The sequence below is a fragment of the Actinomadura sp. B10D3 genome (assembly GCF_039871695.1).
GTDB lineage: Bacteria > Actinomycetota > Actinomycetes > Streptosporangiales > Streptosporangiaceae > Spirillospora > Spirillospora madurae.
The window spans coordinates 29,572-48,476 of record NZ_JBDPLY010000027.1; the positions used below are offsets into that span (position 1 = coordinate 29,572).

14 protein-coding genes and 1 pseudogene are annotated in these 18,905 nt (G+C 72.3%); 10 read left to right on the forward strand and 5 right to left on the reverse strand.

Going from position 1 to position 18,905, the window contains the following annotated elements:
* Positions 1–77 precede the first annotated feature (77 nt).
* The 5 genes and pseudogenes from ABGB11_RS31655 to ABGB11_RS31675 all read left to right on the forward strand — a co-directional run.
* Positions 78–1,748, forward strand: a complete 1,671-nt coding sequence (locus ABGB11_RS31655; RefSeq protein WP_347638853.1) for a serine/threonine-protein kinase — start codon at positions 78–80, stop codon at positions 1,746–1,748.
* Positions 1,749–1,767: 19 nt separating this feature from the next.
* Positions 1,768–2,628 (forward strand): helix-turn-helix transcriptional regulator, encoded by an 861-nt coding sequence (locus ABGB11_RS31660; protein ID WP_347638855.1) that lies wholly within the window; start codon positions 1,768–1,770, stop codon positions 2,626–2,628.
* A gap of 122 nt (positions 2,629–2,750) precedes the next feature.
* Positions 2,751–3,755 (forward strand): aldo/keto reductase, encoded by a 1,005-nt coding sequence (locus ABGB11_RS31665; protein WP_347638857.1) that lies wholly within the window; start codon positions 2,751–2,753, stop codon positions 3,753–3,755.
* Complete coding sequence (locus ABGB11_RS31670; protein ID WP_347638859.1) at positions 3,755–4,747, forward strand: zinc-binding dehydrogenase; 993 nt, start codon at positions 3,755–3,757, stop codon at positions 4,745–4,747. Before ABGB11_RS31665 ends, ABGB11_RS31670 begins: the two co-directional genes overlap by 1 nt.
* A 96-nt stretch (positions 4,748–4,843) precedes the next feature.
* Positions 4,844–6,025 (forward strand): annotated as a pseudogene (locus ABGB11_RS31675) (IS701 family transposase); the annotation flags it as partial.
* Between the two features lie 287 nt (positions 6,026–6,312).
* On the opposite strand, the gene ABGB11_RS31680 reads toward ABGB11_RS31675, so the two are convergent.
* Positions 6,313–7,374 (reverse strand): nitronate monooxygenase, encoded by a 1,062-nt coding sequence (locus ABGB11_RS31680; protein WP_347638861.1) that lies wholly within the window; start codon positions 7,372–7,374, stop codon positions 6,313–6,315.
* Between the two features lie 156 nt (positions 7,375–7,530).
* Between ABGB11_RS31680 and tnpA the strand changes: the two genes are divergently transcribed.
* A complete protein-coding gene (gene tnpA / locus ABGB11_RS31685; protein ID WP_347638863.1) occupies positions 7,531–7,953 on the forward strand; it encodes an IS200/IS605 family transposase in 423 nt (140 codons plus the stop codon).
* Positions 7,946–9,130, forward strand: coding sequence for a transposase (locus ABGB11_RS31690; protein WP_347638865.1), 1,185 nt, complete (start codon positions 7,946–7,948; stop codon positions 9,128–9,130). Before tnpA ends, ABGB11_RS31690 begins: the two co-directional genes overlap by 8 nt.
* Before the next feature lie 32 nt (positions 9,131–9,162).
* Here the strand turns inward: ABGB11_RS31690 and ABGB11_RS31695 are convergent, their stop codons facing one another.
* Genes ABGB11_RS31695 through ABGB11_RS31705 form a run of 3 tightly spaced genes read right to left on the reverse strand, consistent with a single transcriptional unit; the run spans position 9,163 to position 11,524 of the window.
* On the reverse strand, positions 9,163–9,924 hold the full coding sequence (locus ABGB11_RS31695; protein ID WP_347638867.1) for a CoA-transferase: 762 nt from the start codon (positions 9,922–9,924) through the stop codon (positions 9,163–9,165).
* Positions 9,921–10,781: a CoA-transferase gene (locus tag ABGB11_RS31700; protein WP_347638869.1), complete on the reverse strand. Its 861-nt coding sequence runs from the start codon at positions 10,779–10,781 to the stop codon at positions 9,921–9,923. Before ABGB11_RS31700 ends, ABGB11_RS31695 begins: the two co-directional genes overlap by 4 nt.
* Positions 10,778–11,524 (reverse strand): enoyl-CoA hydratase family protein, encoded by a 747-nt coding sequence (locus tag ABGB11_RS31705; RefSeq protein ID WP_347638871.1) that lies wholly within the window; start codon positions 11,522–11,524, stop codon positions 10,778–10,780. Before ABGB11_RS31705 ends, ABGB11_RS31700 begins: the two co-directional genes overlap by 4 nt.
* A gap of 66 nt (positions 11,525–11,590) precedes the next feature.
* On the opposite strand from ABGB11_RS31705, the gene ABGB11_RS31710 reads away from it, so the two are divergent.
* A complete protein-coding gene (locus ABGB11_RS31710; protein ID WP_347638873.1) occupies positions 11,591–12,403 on the forward strand; it encodes an SDR family oxidoreductase in 813 nt (270 codons plus the stop codon).
* Positions 12,403–13,311 (forward strand): SDR family oxidoreductase, encoded by a 909-nt coding sequence (locus ABGB11_RS31715; RefSeq protein ID WP_347638875.1) that lies wholly within the window; start codon positions 12,403–12,405, stop codon positions 13,309–13,311. The genes ABGB11_RS31710 and ABGB11_RS31715 overlap by 1 nt, the downstream gene beginning before the upstream one ends.
* 19 nt (positions 13,312–13,330) lie before the next feature.
* On the opposite strand, the gene ABGB11_RS31720 is transcribed toward ABGB11_RS31715, so the two are convergent.
* The gene (locus tag ABGB11_RS31720) at positions 13,331–14,755 is read right to left on the reverse strand and encodes a serine/threonine-protein kinase (protein WP_347638877.1); all 1,425 of its coding nucleotides are present in this window, start codon (positions 14,753–14,755) and stop codon (positions 13,331–13,333) included.
* Positions 14,756–14,970: 215 nt separating this feature from the next.
* Between ABGB11_RS31720 and hrpA the strand changes: the two genes are divergently transcribed.
* Positions 14,971–18,903 carry an ATP-dependent RNA helicase HrpA gene (gene hrpA / locus ABGB11_RS31725; RefSeq protein WP_347638879.1) on the forward strand — a complete coding sequence of 1,311 codons (3,933 nt, stop codon included), beginning with the start codon at positions 14,971–14,973 and terminating at the stop codon, positions 18,901–18,903.
* Positions 18,904–18,905 lie beyond the last annotated feature (2 nt).

The following is an 18,905-nucleotide window of genomic DNA, read 5'->3' on the forward strand; positions in this document are numbered from 1 at the left end:
CTCCGGGATGACGGCCGCCGGAGGGTGCATTAGAGTGCGGACTCTGCTTTTTCATGATCATGGGGGAGTCGTCGCCGATGCCGGCATCCGGACCGCTGCACCCAGAGGATCCGCGACAAGCCGGGCCCTACCGGCTGGAAGGCCGGCTCGGCGCCGGTGGCCAGGGCGTGGTCTACCTCGGCTACGCGGCGGACGGCACGCCCGTCGCGGTCAAGCTGCTGCGCGAGGAGCTCGCCGCCGTCCCCCGCGTGCGCGAGCGGTTCGTCAAGGAGATCGCCGCCGCGCGGCAGGTGGACCCGTTCTGCATCGCCCAGGTCCTCGACGCCTCGCTGGACGGACCGCGGCCCTACATCGTCACCGAGTACGTCGAGGGTCCGTCGCTCCAGGAGGCCGGGCCGCGCGACGGGACGGCCGCGGTCCAGCGGCTCGCGGTCGCGACCGCGACGGCGCTGGCGGCAATCCACGACGCGGGCATCGTGCACCGCGACTTCAAGCCGTCCAACGTGCTGCTCGGCCCGGACGGGCCCCGGGTGATCGACTTCGGCATCGCGCGTGACGCCGAGGCGCCGCTGACGGTGACGAGCAGCATCATCGGGACCCCGGCGTACATGGCCCCCGAGCAGTTCGAGGCGGGCCCGATCGGCCCGCCCGCCGACGCCTTCGCCTGGGCGAGCGTCGTCGTCTTCGCCGCCACCGGCAGGCCGCCCTTCGGCGCGGACAGCTTCCCGGCGATCATGAAGCGGGTGCTGGGCGGCGACCCCGATCTCGGTGATCTGGCCGAGCCGCTGCGATCGGTCGTGCTCTCCTGCTTCGCCAAGAGCCCGGACCGGCGGCCCGCCATGCAGGACGTGCTGCTGCGCCTGATCAGCGGCCGGTCGGGTCAGACGGGGCCCGAGCGTCCCGCTGCCGTCGAGGCGCCGACGGCTCCCGCACCGGCGCCGGGACCGCGGCAGCCCGTTCCATCGTCCGGCCCGGCCACCGGCCCGCCGGGGCCGCCTCCCGCCACACAGCCGGGATCCGGGCCCGCGCGCGCCTTCGCGGCGCCGCCGATGCCGGGTTCCGTGCCGGGCAGGCAGCGGTCCACGATGAGCCGGGGCCTCCTGCTGGCCGGTGCCGGCGCGCTGGCGGTGCCGGTGCTCGCGGCCGTGATCGCCGCGGTGATCTTCTGGCCGGAGTCGTCCGGCGCCTCGTCGCGCGACGGCAACGGCCCGGACGCCTCCGCGGCCGGCGCGCGGGGCTCCGCCGCCCCCGGCAACCGGGCGACCGGGCGGCGGCCGGTGCCGACGCGGTCGTCCGGCAAGGGGAAGGACGGCCACGGCGCGAGGTCGAGCACGACGCCGGGCGCCGGCGAGCCCGGCCGGAAGCGGCCCGGCTCCGGTTCGGGCGGCGGAGGGACCGGTGGGAGCGGCGGGACCGGCGGCGGAGGTGGCGGAGGCGGTGGAGGAGGCGGTGGCACCTGCCCGATGGTCAGCGGCGGCACGTCGATGATCTCCATCAGCGGCCGCTACGACGCCAGCCGCTTCGGTGGCAGCATCTACACCGCGATCACGCTCAAGGGGCCGGGCACCTTCGACTACGACGTCGAGATCGACGGCTCGAACGTGACGTCGGTCAGCAACCAGCCCGGACGCCCCGATCTGAGCGAGTCGGGGTACCGGCCCTGGGGGTCGGGAAGCAGCCATGTGGTCACGGTGAGGGTGTACTCGCCGACCAGCGACCAGAAGAGCCTCACGATCCGCCGTTGCTGACGCGGGTTATCGTGGCGTCATGGCCAGCCCGACACCCGCCTCCACGCCCGGCCGCCGTCGCGAGGAACTGCGCGACTTCCTGCGCACCCGGCGCGCCCGTCTCACGCCCGCCGACGTCGGCATGCCCGACGGCGGCCGGCGGCGGACGCCGGGGCTGCGCCGCGAGGAGGTGGCCGTGCTCGCCGGGGTCGGGGTGTCCTGGTACACGTGGCTGGAGCAGGGCCGCGACATCAAGGTGTCCGGGGACGTCCTCGACGCGATCGTCCGCGCGCTGCGGCTGGACGGCGCCGAGCGCGAGCACCTGTACCTGCTGGCCGGGCTGAACCCGCCGCAGGCCGAGGTGGGCCCGGCCGTCCCGATCACGCCGGAGCTGCGGCGGGTGCTGGACGCCTGGTCGCCGCGCCCGGCGTACGTCCGCGACCGGCACTGGAACTTCGGCGCGATCAACGACGCGGCCCGCGAGGTGTTCGGCTACGGCGACACCGACCACAACTGCCTGGTCTCGTACTTCACGAACGTCCGGTACCGGTCGATGCTCACGCACTGGGCCGAGGCGGCGCCCGACGTCGTCGCACGGTTCCGCGCCGACGTCGCCCGCTACCCTGACGACCCCGAGTTCGACCGGCTCGTCGCGGACATGCTGGCGGCCAGCCCGGAGTTCGCGGAGCTGTGGCCGCGCCACGAGGTCAGCGCGGGCGCGCAGGCCGTCAAGGGGATCAGGCATCCGGACGCCGGTGAGCTGATCTTCGAGGCCACGCTCCTGCCGCTGGCCGACCGGCCGGGCCAGCACCTGGTGCTGTACAACCCGCGTCCGGGCACCGGCACGCAGGAGCGGCTGGAGAAGCTGATGGCCCGCCGCGGCCTCGCCGCCGCCAGCTGACCGCCGGCCGAACCGTGGCCCGCCACAGGGTGGTGGTGCCACACCCAGGATCAGCCGAGTCTGTCTCGGTTCGCGGCCGTCCCGCACGATCGTCCTCGGAAACCGAACCACGAGAGGGCGTTATGAAGACGCGTGATTTCGCCGGGACGCAAGTGGGCGCCGTGGGGCTCGGCTGCATGGGGATGAGCTTCGCCTACTCCGAGTCGGAGCGGGACGACGACAAGTCCGTCGCCGTGATCCGCGAGGCGCTCGACCTCGGTGTGACCTTCCTCGACACCGCGCAGCCCTACGGCGACGGCCACAACGAGTCCCTCGTCGGGCGGGCGCTGGCCGGACGCCGGGACGAGGCGGTCGTGGCCACGAAGACCGGCCTGGTCGTGGAGTCGATCGTCCCCTGGAAGATGGCCCGGAAGGGCACGCCGGAGCACGTCAAGGCGTCCGCGGAGGACAGCCTGCGCCGGCTCGGCACCGACGTGATCGACCTGTACTACCTGCACCGCGTCGACCCGGAGGTGCCGCTCGCCGACACCTGGGGCGCGATGGCGGAACTGGTCACCGAGGGCAAGGTCCGCAGGCTGGGCCTCTCGGAGGTCAGCGTCGCGCAGGCGGCCGAGGCGCACGCGATCCATCCGGTGGCGGCGATCCAGTCGGAGCTGTCGCTGTGGACGCGTGACGCGCTGGGCGCGCCCGGCGGGACCGCCGGCGTCCTCCCGGGCGACGCGCAGGGGGAGGGACCGGGCGACGTGGTCGGCTGGTGCGCCGCCAACGGCGTCGCCTTCGTGCCGTACTCGCCGCTCGGCCGCGGCTTCCTCACCGGGACGGTCACCACCGCCGACTTCGAGGACACCGACTACCGCGGCGGCAACCCCCGCTTCCAGGAGGACGCGCTGAAGGCCAACCTGCGCATCGTCGACATGGTCAAGGCGGTCGCGGCGCGCCACGGCGCGACCCCGGCGCAGGTCGCCATCGCCTGGACGCTCGCGCAGGGCGAGCACGTCATCCCGATTCCCGGAACCAAGAAGCGGCGGTACCTGCGCGACAACGCCGGCGCGGCCGACCTGGAGCTCACCGCCGCCGACCTGGCGGAGCTGGACGGCGTCCCCGCGGCCGTCGGAGGGCGGTACTGATGCGGGCCGTCACGATCCCCGAGTTCGGCGGTGCGGACGTGCTGCGTCAGGCCGAGGTGGACGTCCCCGAGCCGGGGCCCGGCCAGGTTTCCATCGACGTCGCGTACGCGGGGGCGAACTTCGCTGAAATCCTCTACCGGCAGGGTGTCGCGGACGTGCCGCTGCCGTTCGTTCCGGGCATCGAGGTGTCCGGGCACGTCCGCGCGGTGGGGCCGGACGTCGAGGGGTTCCGCGTGGGCGAGCCCGTCGCCGCGTTGACGGTCGTGGACAGCGGCGGCTACGCCGAGGTCGCGGTGACCTCGACCGACCTGGTCGTGCCGCTCGACGGTCCGGGGCTCGGACTGGACCTCGCCGCGGCCGTCCCGTCCAACAGCACCACCGCGTTTCTCGTCCTGGATCGGATCGCGCGCATCGAGCCCGGCGAGACCGTGCTGGTGCACGCCGCGGCCGGGGGCGTGGGCAGTCAGCTCGGCCAGGCGGCGCGCCTGCTCGGCGCGGGCCGGGTGGCCGGCACGGTGGGCGGCCCCGCCAAGATCGAGACCGCGCGCGGGTTCGGCTACGACGACGTCGTGCTCCGCGACGACCTGCCCGGCGAGGTCGCCGCCCTGACCGGCGGGCGCGGGTTCGACATCGTCGTGGACATGGTCGGCGGCCCCGCTCGCCGCGCGAGCCTGGACGCCCTCGCCCCGACGGGTCGGATGGTCGTGATGGGCAACGCGTCCGGGGCGGACGACGTGGGGATCCCGGCGAACGAGCTGTGGTTCACCAACAAGACCGTGTCCGGGTTCAACCTCGCGGTGTTCGCAGGGCTCGCACCGGCCGAGACGGGACGCGCCCTGCGCCGTGCGGTCGCCGCGGCGGCCTCGGGCGACCTGCGGGTCCAGGTGGAGGAACTGCCCCTGGAACGGGCCGCCGAGGCGCACGAGCGCATCGAGTCGGGCACCACGACGGGCAAGCTCGTCCTCAAGGTGACGGACTCGGCCTCGCGATGAAGGACCCGCGCCGAGGCCGTGCTGCGCGGCCTCGGCGCGGGCGGCGCCTAGTACTACATGCCTAGATCTCGGTAGGCGATCGAACAATCTCCCTGCGTGATCAAGCTGGGTGGGTGTAGCCGTATCCGTATGCCTGACCCTTGCAAAATCGACGGTGCGGTGACACCCGCTGACCTGGATGCCTGGAAGACCGAGTTCGAGACGCTGTGCGCCCGGTTCGAGGGGCGGTGGTACCGGACGGAGTCGCGCGAGCATTTCCGGCAGTACCTGCGGGGGCTGCTGGCTCCGCTGGCGCGGAAGAATTCGTGGACGATTTCAGAGTTCACCGGGGAGCGCAGGCCGACGGCGATCCAGCGTTTCATCAATCTGACGGCCTGGGATGCCGATGGGTTGCGCGACGATGTGCGGGCCTACGCGATGGAGTATTTCGCTGATCCGCAGGCGGTGCTGATCGCCGATCCGACAGGGTTCGCTAAGAAGGGGAAGAAGTCGGCCGGGGTGCAGCGGCAATACTCGGGGACTCTCGGGCGGGTCGACAACTGCCAGATCGGAACGTTCCTGGCCTACGCCAACACGACCGGGGACCGAGTGCTCATCGACCGGGAACTCTATATGCCCGAACGCTCCTGGTGCGCCGACCCCGAGCGGCGCGCCGAGGCCGGCGTCCCCGAGCACCTGACGTTCGCAACCCGTCCGCAGCAGGTCCAGGCCATGATCGACCGTACGTTGGAGGCGGGGGTGCCGTTCGCGTGGTTCGCCGCGGACGAGGAGTTCGGCCAAAACCACAAACTGCGCCGCCATCTGGAAGAACGACAGATCGCCTACTGCATGGCCGTCCCCAAGAACACCACCGTCACCACCGGAAGTGTCTCCTCGGCGACGAACGATCCCGCCATTGTCGAGGCCGTCGCCGCACGACTGAAACCCCACGACTGGCAGCGCCGGGCCTGCGGAATCGGATCCAAAGGCTTCCGGGTCTACGACTGGGCCGTGATCGATGCACCGGTTTCCGAACACCAGTACGTGTTCCGACGAAACATCAACGATGGCGAACTCGCATACTTTCATTGTCACAACCCGCGCGGGGATGCACTGTCCGAGCTGGTCCGGGTCATCGGCACCCGCTGGCCAATCGAGGAATGTTTCGAGGCCGCCAAGCAGGAAGCGGGGTTGGCGCAATATCAGTTCCGGCTCTACCAGGCGTGGTACCGCCACATCACCCTGGCGATGCTCGGCATGACCTTTCTCGCCGTGCTCCGCCATACCGCTAAAAAGGGGACCCACCCCCTGTGGACAACCGACGGCGACCGGCAGTGCACGACGGGCGAACCGGCAGCAACCACCACGAAACCCGGGACGGGCGTCTCAGCGGCAAGGCCAGCGCCCGATCCCTTTGTCCCTCGGCGAGATCCGGCACCTGTTCAACCTGACCGACAAAGACGATCACACCATTGAGCTGGGCCTTTACTGGTCCAACATCCGCCGGAGCCATCAAGCCGAAGCCCGTAGGCACCACTTCAGGCGGCGCCTACGCCTGCAGGTCATCCAGGTCTAGCTATGTAGTACTAGCGCGCCAGCAGTGCCTGCTGGGCGGCGATCGCCTCCGCCGCCCCCTTCATGATCCCGTCGATCAGCTCCGCGCAGGTGGGCAGGTCGTCGATGACGCCGACCACCTGCCCGGACGCCATCACGCCGAGGTCGGGACGGCCGTCCACCATGGCCGCCTTCAGCAGCATGGGGGTGTTGGCGGCCATCAGGACCTGCGACCACGACAGGTCCTTGCCGTGCTTCATCGCCCGGCCGTCGGCGATCATCTCGCGCCACGACATGCCGGACAGCCGCTTGAACCGGGCGCCGTTGCGCACCACCCGCAGCAGCCCGCCGACGCGGCCGGACGACTCCAGCGCGTCGACCAGCCCGCTGCGCAGCACCCGGTGCGGCATGCCGTCCACCTGCCGCGTCACCACGGTCTCGCCGCTGTCGAGGTAGACCCGCTTGACGGCCTCCGGCACCGAGCTGTCGGACGTCAGCAGGAACCGGGTGCCCATCGCGACGCCCGCCGCCCCGTACGCGAGCGCGGCGGCCAGGCCGCGGCCGTCGAAGAACCCCCCGGCGGCGATGACCGGGATGTCGACGGCGTCCACCACCTGCGGCAGCAGCAATGTGGTGGCGACGGCGCCGGTGTGGCCGCCGCCCTCGCCGCCCTGGACGAGCACCGCGTCGGCGCCCCAGCCCGCGACCTTCTCCGCGTGCCGCCGCGCGCCGACCGACGGGATCACCACGACCCCGGCGTCCTTGAGCTTGGCGATCAGTTCCTTCTTCGGCGCGAGCGCGAACGAGGCGACCTTCACACCCTCCTTGACGAGCAGGTCGATGCGGTCGCCCGCGTCGCCGGCGTCGGCCCGCAGGTTGACGCCGAACGGCGCGTCCGTGCGCTCCTTCACCTCGCGGATCGCGGCGGCGAGCTGGTCGAGCGTCATCGTCGCGGACGCGAGGACCCCGAGGCCGCCCGCGTTCGCCACCGCCGTGACGAGGCGCGGCCCGGCCACCCATCCCATGCCGGTCTGGACGACCGGATGGCGCACGCCCGCCAGGCGGGTCAGCGGCGTGTCGAGCACCTGCTCCATCAGAGCCTCCCGAGGGGACCATCGTCTTCAGGTGACGGGTGAATCGGGGTTCTGGTAGGGACTGGCCCGCGCCAGCGGGACAGAACCAAGCACGAAGTGCGCACTGGCTCAACCTTTCGACACTCGTTAGATAGGCGACGCCCGTATAGTGGTCGTGTGACTCGTCGGGTGCGCGCTTCTCCCGGTGCGGCGTATGACCTGGGGTACCACGTCGTGTGGTGCCCCAAGTACCGCCGCCCCGTCCTGGGCGGCCGGGTCAAGGACCGCCTGGAGGAGTTGATCCGCGCCAAGGCCGACGAGCACGGGTGGCAGATCGTGGCGCTTGAGGTGATGCCCGACCACGTGCATCTGTTGGTCAAGGCGCACCCGAAGCACTCGCCGTCGTATGTGGCCAACCAGTTCAAGGGCTTCACCTCCCGCCACCTGCGCGCCGAGTTCGCGCGCCTGCGTTCCCGGCTGCCCACGCTGTGGTCGCGTTCGTACTTTGTGGCCACGGCCGGCGCGGTGTCGGCCGAGACGGTGCAGCGCTACATCGACACGCAGTACGAGCGGCCGTCCAAGGGGCGTGGCCGTGCGTAGGGCGTACAAGTTCCTGCTGCGCCCGACCGCCCGGCAGGCTGGGGCCCTGGCGGCGTGCCTGGAGGAGCACCGGCAGCTGTACAACGCCGCCCTGGAGCACCGCCGCATCGCCTACCGCAAGGCGGGCGTGACGATCAGGTACGGCGACCAGTCCGCCGACCTCAAGCACATCCGCGGTGACGACCCCGGCGGGCAGGGCCGCTGGTCGTTCTGCTCCCAGCAGGCCACCCTCCGGCGGCTGGACAAGGCGTTCGCCGCGTTCTTCCGCCGCCTCAAGGCCGGGCAGAAGCCGGGCTTTCCCCGGTTCAAGGGAAAGGGCTGGTTCGACACCGTCACCTGGCCCAGGGACGGTGACGGCTGCCGGTGGGACTCCCAGCCCGAGCACCCCTCGGCCACGTTCGTCCGGTTGCAGGGCATCGGGCACGTCCGCGTCCACCAGCACCGCCCTGTGCGCGGCCGGGTGAAGACGATCAGCGTCAAGCGCGAGGGCCGCCGCTGGTTCGTGGTCCTGGCGTGCGACGAAGTGCCCGCCGAGCAGCTGCCCGCCACCGGCGCGGCCGCCGGGATCGACATGGGCGTGGCCTGCCTGGTGACCACCTCCGACGGCACCCACGTGGCCAACCCGCGCCACCTGGCCGCGGCCGCCGATCGTCTCGCGGACGCGCAGCGCGACCTGGCCCGCAAGAAGCGCGGCTCGGCGCGGCGGCGCAAGGCGGCCGCCCGCGTCGCCGGGCTGCACGCCAAGGTCGGCCGCCAGCGCCTCGACCACGCACACAAGACCGCCAACGCGCTGGTGGCCGCCTATGACGTAATCGTGCATGAGGACCTGCGGATCACGAACATGACCCGCTCGGCGTCCGGCACGATCGGGCAGCCTGGCCGGGGCGTCGCCGCCAAGTCCGGATTGAACCGGAGCATCCTGGACGCTGGTTGGGGGGTGTTCCTGCGAGTCCTCGCGCACAAGGCTGCAAGCGCCGGTCGCGAGCTGGTCGCAGTTGAGCCCCGCAACACCTCCCGCACCTGTGCCCGCTGCGGGCACTGCGCCGCGGAGAACCGCGTCACCCAAACCGCATTCGCGTGTACGGCGTGCGGGCACACCGCGCACGCCGACGTGAACGCGGCGATCAACATCTTGAGGGCAGGGCTTGTCCTTCGCGACGCTGCGGAAGCGGCCTAGCGAGAAGCCGCTCCCTTCAGGGAGCGGAGGAGTCACCAGGAGGGGACCTCTCTCTCGCGCAGGCCCTTCGGGTCGAGGACCTCGCGCATGATCCGCAGCTCTTCGCCCTCCGGCAGCCTCGTCTCGGGCACCTCGTCGGGGGCCGCCAGCTCGAAGCCGGTGGCCGACACCACCTCGCCGACGCTCACGCCGGGGTGGACGGAGCGCAGCCGCATCCGCCGGTCCGGGGTGTCGAAGTCGAGGACGGCCAGGTTGGTCACCACGGCGCGGATCTCGTGCGCGCCGCGGTCCCAGCCGATGCCGCTCACCATGTCGACCTTCTCGGTGAACACCCGCGCCGAGTGCTTCGGCACCCAGTAGCTCGTCGTGTTCAGCAGCGTGTTGCCCGGCCCGCCGCGCACGCCGAGGAGCTGGCGGGACGGCCGCTCCCAGTCGCCGATGCAGGAGATGTTGGTGTTGCCGTGCGCGTCGATCTGGCTCGGCCCCATCACCACGTGCCGCCGTCCGTTGAGGACGAGCCACAGGTGGTCGCGGAACGGCAGCCAGCCCTCGACCGTCCCGGCCGACCCGCCGAGCGGGACGGGCTCGGCGCTCAGCGCGGGGCCGCCGTCGGTCGTCAGCAGGTCGGGGGCGAACGTCGCCCGCGCCAGCCGGGACCCGAGCATCGGGACGAACCCGGCCACCGCCGCCGCGACGATCTCCCCGTCGCCGCGGAACAGGTCCGCGCACGCGGCGGCGCACACCTCGGCCCTCGTGGCGTCGGTCCTCGCCGCGTTGTCTGTCGGTGCGCTCATCGGGACTCCTCCCGCCAGACCCGGACGGCGTCCTGGTACGCGGCCTCGTCACCGGACAGGAAGCGTTCGCTGAACTCCGCCCACTTCTCGGGATCGGCCGCCGACTGCGCGTAGAGCTTCTGGAACCTCTCGTCCCGCCCGAAGTCGGGCGCGCAGTCGGTGAAGTGCGCCCCGTTGGGCGTCTCCACCACGCCGGTCACCTGCGACCGGCTGATCAGCAGCGACTGCACCGGCCCCTCCTTGGCGAAGTCGGCCGTGTCGACCAGGCGCTCGCACGACACGTAGGTCCGGTCGGCCGCCTTCGCGAACAGGTCGTCCATGTAGGGGTCGGGACCGAGGTACTGGGCGTTGCCCCGGACGTCGGCGCGGTTCATGTGCACCAGCGCGACGTCCATCGTCAGCGCGGGGACGGCGACGAGATCCTGGCCGTCCTCGTACGGCGACCGGACCGTCCTCAGCTCCGGGTTGACCCGCATCACGTCCGAGCCGAGCCCGACCGGGGTGGGCAGGAACGGCAGCCGGTGCGCCGCGGCGTACAGCCCGAACATGAACATGCCCTCGTCGTACTCGGTCAGCTCGATCGACCCGGACTGCCGCGCCTGCCGGAAGTGCGGCTCCAGCGGGATCGAGTCCATGGTCACGAACGCGGTGACCAGCCGGCGGACCTTGCCCGCCGCGCACAGCAGGCCGACGTCCGGGCCGCCGTAGGAGACCACCGTGAGGTCGGTGACGGGGGAGCGCAGGATCGCCCGGACCAGGGCCATCGGCTTGCGCCGCGAGCCCCAGCCGCCGATCCCGACCGTCATGCCGCTCTCCAGCGACGCGGCGACGTCGTCGGCCGCCAGCACCTTGCTCATTCCGCCCCCTTGGCGACGAAGGCGTCGCGGTGCTCGTCGCCGGCGCCGACCAGGTTCAGCTCGAACGTGAAGCCCTGCTCGTAGCGGTAGCTGCGCTTCACGTCGACCGGGTCGATGCCGTTCAGCGACTCCTTGGCGCGCCGGATCACGTACCGGTCCTTCGCGGCGATGGTCGCGGCGACCTCCATCGCCTTGGCGCGCAGCTCGTCCGCCGGGACGACCTCCAGGACCGAGCCGTGGTGGTGCAGTTCCTCCGCCGTGACGTTGCGGCACGTGTAGACCATCGCGCGCATGAGGTGCTGCGGGACGAGCCGCGCCAGGTGGGTGGCGGCGCCGAGCGCTCCCCGCTCCACCTCGGGCAGGCCGAAGTAGGCGTCCCGCGAGGCGACCACGATGTCGGCGTTGCCGGCCAGGCCGACGCCGCCGCCGAGGCAGAAGCCGTGCACCGCGGCGACGACCGGGACCTCGCAGTCGTAGACGGCGGCGAACGCCGCGAAGCAGCCGCGGTTGGCGCCGACCAGCGCGGTGTGGCCGCCGGTGCTCTGCATCTCCTTGATGTCGACGCCCGCGTTGAAGCCCCGGCCCTCGGCGCGGAGCACCACGGCCCCGACCTCGGGATCGCGGCCCGCCGCGAGCACGGCGCCGGCCAGGTCGTACCAGCCCGCGACGGTCAGCGCGTTCACCGGCGGCGCGTCCACGACGATCTCGGCGACCCCGTCCAGGGTCGTGGTGGAGACTCCCATGCGCTACCTTTCCACCAAACATTTGTTAGAACAGAAGGTAGCAGAGGCACCGGAGGGGGAGGCGGCATGGCACTGACGCTCGACCTGGGCGGCAGGACCGCCGTGGTCACCGGCGGCGTGCGCGGGGTCGGCGCCGGCATCAGCCGCGCCTTCCTGGAGGCGGGCGCCGACGTCATCGCCGTCGCCCGCCGCGAGCCGGAGGAGGTCCCGGAGGCGGGCGGGCGCGCCGCGCGCTTCGTCCCGCTGGACGTCCGCGACCCCGACGCCGTGCAGGACTTCGCGGACGGTCTGGACCACGTCGACGTCCTGGTCAACAACGCGGGAGGGAGCCCGCACGTGCCGCTCGCCGAGGGCCGTCTGCGCACCCACATCAAGATCATGGAGCTGAACCTGACCGCGCCGCTGATCATGTCGCGGGCGCTGCGGCCGAAGCTCCTCGCCCGCGGCGGCGGCTCCATCGTCAACATCGGCAGCGTCAGCGGGGTGCGCCCGTCGCCCGGTACCGCCGCCTACGGCGCGGCCAAGGCGGGCCTGCACAGCCTCACCCAGTCGCTGGCCATCGAGTGGGCGCCGCACATCCGGGTCAACACGCTGGTCCTCGGGATGGTCCGTACGGAGGCGTCGTCGTCCCATTACGGGGACGAGGAGGGCATCGCGGCGGTCGGCCGGACCGTCCCGGTCGGCCGCCTCGCCGACCCCTACGAGGTCGGCACCGCCTGCGTGTTCCTCGCCTCCGACCTGGCGTCCTACGTCACCGGCTCGTCCATGCAGGTGCACGGCGGGGGAGAGCGCCCGCCGTTCCTGGACGCCGCCACCGTGAACAAGCCGTCCGTGAACGAGCCCTCCCTCAACCAGCCGCAGGCACCGAAGGAGTCGTGATGATCTGCAAGGACCGGGTGGCCGCCGTCACCGGCGCCGGGCGCGGGCTCGGCCGCGCGCACGCCCTAGAGTTCGCCCGGCAGGGCGCCCGCGTCGTCGTCAACGACCTCGGCGTCGCCCGGGACGGCACCGGCGGCGCCTCCGCGGGCCCCGCGCACGACGTCGTCCGGGAGATCGAGGCGCTCGGCGGGCGGGCCGTCGCGCACACCGCCGACATCGCCACCGACGCGGGCGCCGCCTCGCTGGTCGGCGCGGCGATCGACGCGTTCGGCCGGCTGGACACCCTGGTCAACAACGCCGGGTTCCTGCGCGACCGCATGCTGGTCAACCTCGGCGAGGACGAGTGGGACGCCGTCATGCGCGTGCACCTCAAGGGCCACTTCCTGCCGCTCAAGCACGCCGGTCGGCACTGGCGGGCCGAGAGCAAGGCCGGCCGCGCCGTGGACGCCCGCGTCGTCAACACCTCGTCCGGCGCCGGGCTGCTCGGCAGCGTCGGCCAGGGCAACTACTCCGCGGCGAAGGCGGGCATCGTCGGGCTCACCCTCGTCGCGTCGGCCGAACTCGGCCGGTACGGGGTGACCGTCAACGCGGTCGCGCCCGCCGCCCGCACCCGGATGACCGAGGAGGTCTTCGCGCAGACGATGGCCGCGCCCGCCGGGGGCGAGTTCGACGCCATGGCGCCGGAGAACGTGTCCCCGCTCGTGGTGTGGCTCGGCTCCGCCGGGTCGCGGGACGTCACGGGGCGCGTCTTCGAGGCGGAGGGCGGGAGGATCTGCGTGATGGACGCCTTCCGGCACGGCCCGGCCGCCGACAAGGGGGCCCGCTGGGACCCCGCCGAGGTCGGCGACGTCGTCGCGGACCTGCTGGCGAAGGCCCCCGCGCCCGAACCCGTCTACGGCGCGGGCTGACCTCGCCGCGCGCAGCGGCTCAGCGGGGCCGGTAGTCGGCCATGTACCGGCGCACCTTCTCGGTGTACGGCTTGAGCCGGTCCGGGACGCCGCCCGCCTTCACGACGGTCTTCGACGAGCTGCGGTAGGTGGCGGCGAGGTTCAGCGCCGGATCGCCCGGCACGCCCTTCAGGTCCTTGCCCCAGTAGCACAGGAACCGGCCCATCGCGGGGATCGAGAGTTCCGGCGTGATCTGCTCCGGCCTCGGCTCCGGGTTGTCGAGCCCGCCCGGCTGCCAGAACACCAGCACGCGGGGCGTCCACCGGGCGATGCCGTACTCGTCCTTCGCCGGGTCCGCCAGGTTCGGGTCGAAGCCGCTCTCCGCCTTCAGCATCGCCGCGATCAGCGCCGGGCTCAGGCCGGGCATCTCGCACCACGTCCCGGCCTGGACGATCAGATCCCGGTACCGGGCCGGGACGTCCGATCCCGGGCGCAGCCACCGCGCGTGCCGGTCCGCGGCCGCGGTGCCGCCGCCGTCCCCGCCCGACAGCCCCCAGACGGCGGCGGTCGCCGCGAGCGCGACGGCGAGGGCACCGGCCGCCGCCGCGATCATGGTCCTGGGCCGCCTGGCCGCGCGTCCGGCACGTGCCGGAGGCGACTTCGGAAGGGGATCGGTGCCGACGTCGCCGGCGGCGCTCGCGAGGGCCTCGCCGAACTCGGCCGCCGACGTCCAGCGCCGTTCCCGGTCGGGCTCCAGTGCGCGGAGCACGGCCGCGCTCACGGCGGGCGGGATCGCGGGCAGGGTGTCGCCGGGCGGGCGCGCGGGGACCGAGGGCGGCTCCCCGGTCAGCAGGTGGTGGGTGAGCGCGCCGAGGCCGTAGACGTCGGCGCGCCGGTCGGGGGCTCCGTCGACCTGCGTCTGCTCGGGCGCCATGTACCCAGGCGAGCCGGCCGGCAGCGTCAGGCTCGACAGGTGGTCCTCGGTCCGGGCGATGCCGAGGTCGGAGATCATGAGTCGCTCCCCACCGCCGGGCGCCGACCGTAGCAGCACGTTGGACGGCTTCAGGTCGCGGTGCACGACGCCGAGGTCGTGCAGTTCCTGCACGCCCAGGCAGATCTCCCGGGCGGTGCGCAGCGCCTCGTCCGGCGGGAGCGGCCCGCCCGCGAGCCGCTCCGCCAGGGTGCCCCGGTCGGCGTAGGTCATGACGAAGTAGGGGCGGCCGTCCGGCATCTCCCCGATGTCGAAGACCTGCACCAGCCGGTGCGAGTCGGCCCGGCGCAGCAGCCGCGCCTCCTGGACGAACCGGTCGCGCACGTCGGTCCGCAGTGTCCAGTGCTCGGCCAGGATCTTGATCGCGACGGGGGCGTCGAGCTCGGGGTCGTGGCCGAGCCACACCGAGGCGAATCCCCCCGAGCCGAGAAGGCGGTCGATCCGGTAACGGCCGGCGGCGGTCGGGTGCTCCACGTTTCCCCATCATGAACGATCTCCCCGCCGGCCGCAGTGTCTTGGAGTGAACGGTCCGGTGCGATGGGTGGCCGTCACGGGCGGAATGCGCCCGCTTCGGGGGACGTTGTGACCACGGGGAAAATGGATCGCCCGCCACCGGCCGATCCGGCTACGGTCGGAAGGTTTGCGGGAGCGTGGGCCGGGAGCCCGCGACCCTATCCTTGACGATGACTATGGGGACGAGTGTGAAACCGCCGCTCGCCGACCTGCGCGCGCGCCTGCCGCAGTTGATGCTGCGTGACGAGCATCGGCTGCGCCGCCGGATCGACGGCGTCCAGAAGATGCGGGACGCCCGGCGCCAGGCCAGGGTCGCCGGGGAGATCACCGCCGACATCGAGGCCGCCGAGCGGCGCGTCGAGCGGCGGCGCGGCGCCGTGCCCGCGATCACCTACCCGGCGCAGCTGCCGGTCGCGCAGAAGAAGGACGACCTGCTCGCCGCCATCCGCGACCACCAGGTCGTGATCGTCGCCGGTGAGACGGGCTCCGGCAAGACCACCCAGATCCCCAAGATCTGCCTGGAGCTCGGCCGGGGCGTGCGCGGCTCGATCGGGCACACCCAGCCGCGCCGGCTCGCCGCCCGGACGGTCGCCGACCGCATCGCCGAGGAGCTCGGCACCGAGCTCGGCGACACCGTCGGTTACAAGGTGCGCTTCACCGACCGGTCCAGCGACGACACGCTCGTCAAGCTGATGACGGACGGCATCCTGCTCGCCGAGATCCAGACCGACCGGCTGCTCCGCCAGTACGACACCCTCATCATCGACGAGGCGCACGAGCGCAGCCTGAACATCGACTTCCTGCTCGGCTACGTCAAGGAGATCCTGCCCCGCCGCCCCGACCTCAAGGTCGTCATCACCTCGGCGACCATCGACCCGGAGCGGTTCTCCGCGCACTTCGGCGACGCCCCGATCGTGGAGGTGTCCGGCCGGACGTATCCGGTGGAGGTCCGGTACCGGCCGATCACCGACCCGGACGACCCGTCCGCCGATCCCGACCGCGACCAGATCCAGGCGATCGTCGACGCGGTGGACGAGCTGGGCCGCGAGGCGCCCGGCGACGTCCTGGTGTTCCTCAGCGGCGAGCGGGAGATCCGCGACACCGCCGACGCGCTCACCAAGCACTTCACCCGGCGCGGGTCGGCGACCGAGATCCTGCCGCTGTACGCGCGCCTGTCGTCGGCCGAGCAGCACCGGGTGTTCCAGCCGCACCGCGGCCGGCGGGTCGTCCTCGCGACCAACGTCGCGGAGACGTCGCTGACCGTGCCGGGCATCAAGTACGTCGTCGACCCCGGCACCGCGCGCATCTCCCGCTACAGCCACCGGCTGAAGGTGCAGCGGCTCCCGATCGAGCCGGTCTCGCAGGCGTCGGCGAACCAGCGCAAGGGACGCTGCGGGCGCGTGTCCGAGGGCGTGTGCATCCGGCTGTACTCCGAGGAGGACTTCGAGTCCCGCCCCGAGTTCACCGACCCGGAGATCCTGCGGACGAACCTCGCCTCCGTCATCCTGCAGATGACCTCGCTCGGGCTCGGCGACATCGCCGCGTTCCCGTTCGTCGAGCCGCCGGACCGCCGCAACGTCAAGGCCGGCGTCGACCTCCTGCACGAGCTGGGCGCCATCGACCCGGCCGAGAAGGACCCGCGCAAGCGCCTCACCCCGCTCGGCCGCCGCCTCGCCCAGCTGCCCGTCGACCCGCGGCTCGGCCGCATGATTCTGGAGGCGGACCGCAACGGCTGCGTCCGCGAGGTGCTGGTCATCGCCTCGGCGCTGTCGATCCAGGACCCGCGCGAGCGTCCCGCCGACCACCAGCAGGCCGCCGACGACAAGCACCGCCGGTTCGCCGACCCCACGTCCGACTTCCTGGCCTACCTGAACCTCTGGAACTACCTGCGCGAGCAGCAGAAGGAGCTGTCGGGCAGCGCCTTCCGCCGGATGTGCAAGAACGAGTTCCTGCACTTCCTGCGCGTCCGCGAATGGCAGGACCTGCACGGCCAGCTCAAACAGGTCGCCAAGTCGCTCGGCGTCACGATCAACACCGCCGACGCGCCGCCCGACCGCGTCCACACCGCGCTGCTCGCCGGGCTGCTGTCGCACATCGGGCTCATGGACACCGAGAAGAAGGACAAGCAGCGGCGCGGCCACGAGTACCTCGGCGCCCGCGGCGCGAAGTTCGCCGTGTTCCCCGGGTCGTCGCTGTTCAAGAAGCCGCCGCGCTGGGTGATGTCCGCCGAGCTGGTCGAGACGTCCCGGCTGTGGGGACGGATCAACGCCAGGATCGAGCCGGAGTGGGTCGAGCCCCTCGCGGGGCACCTGGTGAAGCGCAGCTACAGCGAGCCGCACTGGTCCAAGAAGCAGGCGGCCGTCATGGCGCGCGAGAAGGTCACGCTCTACGGGGTGCCGATCGTCGCCGACCGCCGCGTCAACTACGGGCGCATCGACCCCGTGCTCTCCCGCGAGCTGTTCATCCGGCACGCCCTTGTCGAAGGCGACTGGGAGACCCGCCACCGGTTCTTCCACGACAACCGCGACCTGCTGGACGAGGTGGAGGAGCTGGAGCACCGCGCCCGGCGCCGCGACATCCTCGTCGACGACGAGACCCTCTTCGACTTCTACGACGCGCGCATCCCCGAGGACGTCGTCTCCGGCCGGCACTTCGACGCCTGGTGGAAGAAGGCCCGGCACGAGGATCCCGACCTGCTCGGCTTCGAGAAGTCGATGCTCATCAACGAGACCGCGGGCGGGGTCAGCGAGGCGGACTACCCGGACGTGTGGAAGCAGGGCGCGCTCCGCCTGCGCCTCACCTACCAGTTCGAGCCGGGCACCGACGCCGACGGCGTCACCGTGCACGTCCCCGTCCAGGTCCTCAACCAGGTCCGGCCCGACGGCTTCGAATGGCAGGTGCCGGGCCTGCGCGCCGAGCTCGTCACCGAGCTGATCCGGTCGCTGCCCAAGCAGTTGCGCGTCAACTTCGTTCCGGCCCCCGACTACGCCCGCAAGGTCCTCGGCCGCGTGGCGCCGCGCAGCGAGCCGCTCCTGGACGCGCTGGAGCGCGAGCTGACCGCGATGACGAGCGCGTCCGTCGCCCGGGAGGCGTGGGACCCGTCCCGCCTGCCCGCCCACCTGCGCATCACGTTCCGGGTCGTGGACGACCAGGGACGCAGCCTGGGCGAGGGCACCGACCTGGACGCGCTGAAGCGCCGCCTCGCCGGCCAGGTGCGCGGTACCTTGTCCAAGGCGGCGTCCACCATCGAACGCTCCGGCCTCACCGAGTGGACGATCGGTGAGCTGCCCCGCACCTACGAGCGCAACCAGGCCGGGTACGACGTCAAGGCGTATCCGGCGCTCACCGACGAGGGCACCGCCGTCGCGGTCCGCATGTACGAGACCGAGGCCGAGCAGCGCCGCGCCATGTGGCTCGGCACGCGGCGGCTGATCCTGCTGAACGCGCCGTCGCCGGTGAAGCTCATCCAAGGCCGGCTGACGAACAAGGGCAAGCTCGCGCTGAGCCACAACCCGCACGGGTCCGTCACCGCGCTGTTCGACGACTGCGTCACCGCCGCCGCCGACCGGCTCATCGCCGAGTCGGGCGGGCCCGCCTGGGACGAGGCGGGATTCCGCGCCCTGTACGACCGCGTGCGCGCCGACCTGCACGACGCGACCGCCGAGATCGTCGCGCTGGTCGAGCGGATCCTCGCGGAGGCGCACGAGGCCGACCGGCGGCTGCGCGGCACGACGAGCCTCACGCTCGTCCCGGCGCTGACCGACATCCGCGGCCATCTCGAATCGCTGATCCGTCCCGGGTTCGTCACCGCGACCGGCTGGGCCCGGCTGCACGACCTTCCCCGCTACCTGCGCGCCCTGCAGATCAGGCTCGACAAGCTCCCCGAGAACCCCGGACGCGACCGGATGCTCGCCCATCAGGTCGACGTGCTGAAGGAGGAGTACGAGCAGACGCTGCGGCGCCTCCACCCGTCCCGCCGGGAGGACGAGCCGGCCCGGCAGATCCGCTGGATGCTGGAGGAGCTCCGGGTCAGCCTGTTCGCCCAGCAGCTCGGCACGCGCTACCCCGTCTCCGACAAGCGCATCCGGAAGGCCATGGCGCAGCTCTGATC

Coding starts and splice junctions, on each gene's coding strand:
- ABGB11_RS31705 (WP_347638871.1), bottom strand. CDS start 11,524: ATGGGAGTCTCCACCACGACCCTGGACGGGGTCGCCGAGATCGTCGTG.
- ABGB11_RS31700 (WP_347638869.1), bottom strand. CDS start 10,781: ATGAGCAAGGTGCTGGCGGCCGACGACGTCGCCGCGTCGCTGGAGAGC.
- ABGB11_RS31660 (WP_347638855.1), top strand. CDS start 1,768: ATGGCCAGCCCGACACCCGCCTCCACGCCCGGCCGCCGTCGCGAGGAA.
- ABGB11_RS31680 (WP_347638861.1), bottom strand. CDS start 7,374: ATGGAGCAGGTGCTCGACACGCCGCTGACCCGCCTGGCGGGCGTGCGC.
- ABGB11_RS31710 (WP_347638873.1), top strand. CDS start 11,591: ATGGCACTGACGCTCGACCTGGGCGGCAGGACCGCCGTGGTCACCGGC.
- ABGB11_RS31695 (WP_347638867.1), bottom strand. CDS start 9,924: ATGAGCGCACCGACAGACAACGCGGCGAGGACCGACGCCACGAGGGCC.
- hrpA (WP_347638879.1), top strand. CDS start 14,971: ATGGGGACGAGTGTGAAACCGCCGCTCGCCGACCTGCGCGCGCGCCTG.
- ABGB11_RS31655 (WP_347638853.1), top strand. CDS start 78: ATGCCGGCATCCGGACCGCTGCACCCAGAGGATCCGCGACAAGCCGGG.
- ABGB11_RS31715 (WP_347638875.1), top strand. CDS start 12,403: ATGATCTGCAAGGACCGGGTGGCCGCCGTCACCGGCGCCGGGCGCGGG.
- ABGB11_RS31670 (WP_347638859.1), top strand. CDS start 3,755: ATGCGGGCCGTCACGATCCCCGAGTTCGGCGGTGCGGACGTGCTGCGT.
- ABGB11_RS31665 (WP_347638857.1), top strand. CDS start 2,751: ATGAAGACGCGTGATTTCGCCGGGACGCAAGTGGGCGCCGTGGGGCTC.